The following is a 2,473-nucleotide window of genomic DNA, read 5'->3' as shown; positions in this document are numbered from 1 at the left end:
TCCTCATATGACAGGTTCCGCTGAGGCACAACAATGTACCTTTCTCCCCTGCACCAGAATGTCTTGAAGCCGCGGTCCATTTTCTTTCCTTCACAGACAAGCTGATAATTATGATATATATCTCTTTCAAACATGGCATCCACCACCATTTTCATCTTTCGCACACATGAACAGATGCCCATGAGAGCGTCTATTGCATCATATGCTTCCTATTCTTGTCTTGTTAGTCATTTGTCTTAAATTCATAACTTCATGTGTTGAACATATACTATAAAAACTAAAGATGGGCGAAAAAGGAGATTATATATGCCGGATAAAAAAGTAGGAAATGTAGAAGAAGCAGCAAGGCGGCTTTTGATGGAAAGAGGCGTAACATTAAAGGATATCGCAGAACTCGTATACTTCCTTCAAGTCCCATATCACCCTGAATTAAAAGTGGATGTGTGTTTGCATAATGTGGAGCGCGTTATCGCCAAACGGGAAGTGCAGAACGCGATCCTTACTGGCATCGCTCTCGATATTCTTGCAGAAGAAAAGAAACTGGAAGGCCCTCTTCAGGAAATTCTTGAAAAAGACGAAAGTTTGTACGGCATAGATGAAATCATCGCGTTAAGTATCGTCAACATATACGGTTCCATCGGTTTCACGAATTACGGCTATATCGATAAGCAGAAGCCAGGAATTTTGGAGAAGCTGAATGATAAGTCTACAGGTAAAGTCCACACTTTCTTAGATGATATCGTTGGGGCGATCGCCGCTGCAGCATCGAGCAGGCTCGCTCACCGGGCAGCGAACACAGAATAATTAAAAACGCCGCATCTGCGGCGTTTTCTTTTTTATTTGATTTCCCATTCGTCAAGGCTGTTTACAGCATATGTGGGATGAACTTCGATATCTCCTAGGTGATGCGGCTGAGTAACACCGGTATGAACAAGAAGTGTGTGAAGTCCTGTCNNTATCCCTGCCATGATGTCTGTTTGGTAGTTGTCCCCGATCATGAGAGTTTCTTCTTTCGGTGTCCCAAGTTCTTTCAAAGCCATCTCCATAATGATGGGTTCAGGCTTTCCAATAAAAATCGGGTCTGTCTGTGTGGATACAGCAACAACAGAGGTCAGGGAGCCGTTGCCCGGCAAAAGACCGCGTTCAGTCGGAATGGCGATATCTCCGTTTGTCGAAATAAAAGTGGCGCCTCCCCTGACGGCCAAACAAGCTTTTGCGAGCTTTTCATAGTTGACAGAACGGTCGATGCCCATCACGACAAAATCTGGCGATTCATCCTTGAACGTCATACCTTTTTCCTTCAAGGCTTCCTGAATCCCATCCTCGCCGATCACATATACAGATGCGTTTTTCTTTTGCTGATCGATATAGCTGGCGGTTGCCATGCTGGTCGTAAAAACGTGGTCCTCTGTTGCAGGAATGTCAAACCCCGCCAGAACTTCAGCTACCTGCTTTTTCGTCTTGGATGAATTGTTGGTTACGAATAAATAAGGAAGCCCATTCTCCTTTAATTTTTTCACAAAAGTGACGGCTGCCTCTATGCGTTCAGTCCCTCTATACATCGTACCGTCTAGGTCAATCAAAAATCCTTTATATTCCTTCATTATGTTCACTCCCTGATGTACTGCCTGGTTCAATTTTCCGGTAAAAAAGCCGATACCGGACCGAGTTCGTTTTCAAGATATGCACGGACATGCTTAGTAAAAGACTGCAATGCATCCATATTAATTTGTATAACTTCCTGTACCTGTTGATGTTCAACCGCCACATAATCCTGTACAAGCTGTTTTCTCAGCGCGACTACATGCTTTAACGACGCGGCTTCTTGTGACGGGATCACTTTTTCATCGTCCATAATATCGAGGATGTCTTCAAAACTCCCCGGATCTCTCATAATAAAACCGTCAATGATGCTGTTTCCTGCATCCATCATGCATTCAATCAGCAAATGGCCAATCCGCTCCAATGCATAACGGCTGACGTGATCTTCTGATAAGGATAATCCGTTAAAATGCTGAAGCAGCTGTTCCATATACTGCAGATGCTGTTCGATCTTTTTGCGGTCCACAAAATACATTATCTCACCTGATCTTCTTCATTATTTGTCACCTTCAGTTTACCACAATTTTTTCCGTGACTGTAATCAGCGGCTGATGTCTGCTATCATAAGAATTGGATAAACAGAAAGGCGGGACAGGGCATGAGCAATGAACAATTCTTTTTATATGATGATACGGAACAGTCACAGACACGGTTTGTCAGCTTTATGGGCAAAAACACCCGTTTTGACTTAGCAATCGTAAAAACAGGACGCCATTACGGCAAGCTTTTGATCCTGAACATGCTGAGCAACCGGTTCGCGATTATCGGGACGGACGATCTTGAAGAAGAAGGCTATCTCGAGCATGCCTTCAACTTAAACGAAGAAGATGCTCAAGAGCTTAGGGAGTTTTTGTACGAAGTGGTTTGATTT

General features: G+C 43.6%; 4 protein-coding genes. 2 read left to right on the top strand and 2 right to left on the bottom strand.

Annotated features, from left to right (window positions below; all coding sequences use genetic code 11):
• The first annotated feature begins 306 nt into the window (after positions 1-306).
• The gene (locus CGZ90_RS19610) at positions 307-804 is read left to right on the top strand and encodes a phosphatidylglycerophosphatase A family protein (RefSeq protein WP_094254181.1); all 498 of its coding nucleotides are present in this window, start codon (positions 307-309) and stop codon (positions 802-804) included.
• Positions 805-836: 32 nt separating this feature from the next.
• On the opposite strand, the gene CGZ90_RS19605 is transcribed toward CGZ90_RS19610, so the two are convergent.
• Together CGZ90_RS19605 and CGZ90_RS19600 are read right to left on the bottom strand one after the other, a co-directional pair.
• Positions 837-1,604, bottom strand: coding sequence for a TIGR01457 family HAD-type hydrolase (locus CGZ90_RS19605; protein WP_094254180.1), 768 nt, complete (start codon positions 1,602-1,604; stop codon positions 837-839).
• A 29-nt stretch (positions 1,605-1,633) separates the two neighbouring features.
• Complete coding sequence (locus CGZ90_RS19600) at positions 1,634-2,077, bottom strand: DUF86 domain-containing protein (RefSeq protein ID WP_094254179.1); 444 nt, start codon at positions 2,075-2,077, stop codon at positions 1,634-1,636.
• 123 nt (positions 2,078-2,200) lie between these two features.
• Between CGZ90_RS19600 and CGZ90_RS19595 the strand changes: the two genes are divergently transcribed.
• Positions 2,201-2,470, top strand: a complete 270-nt coding sequence (locus CGZ90_RS19595; protein WP_094254178.1) for a DUF3055 domain-containing protein — start codon at positions 2,201-2,203, stop codon at positions 2,468-2,470.
• The last annotated feature ends 3 nt before the right edge of the window (positions 2,471-2,473 follow it).

The sequence above is a fragment of the Fictibacillus aquaticus genome, from assembly GCF_002245695.1.
GTDB lineage: Bacteria > Bacillota > Bacilli > Bacillales > Fictibacillaceae > Fictibacillus > Fictibacillus aquaticus.
This window is presented reverse-complemented; position numbering and strand designations above follow the sequence as displayed.

Excerpts from the sequence above, each read along its gene's own strand:
- CGZ90_RS19610 (WP_094254181.1), top strand. The coding sequence starts at position 307 with ATGCCGGATAAAAAAGTAGGAAATGTAGAAGAAGCAGCAAGGCGGCTT.
- CGZ90_RS19600 (WP_094254179.1), bottom strand. The coding sequence starts at position 2,077 with ATGTATTTTGTGGACCGCAAAAAGATCGAACAGCATCTGCAGTATATG.
- CGZ90_RS19595 (WP_094254178.1), top strand. The coding sequence starts at position 2,201 with ATGAGCAATGAACAATTCTTTTTATATGATGATACGGAACAGTCACAG.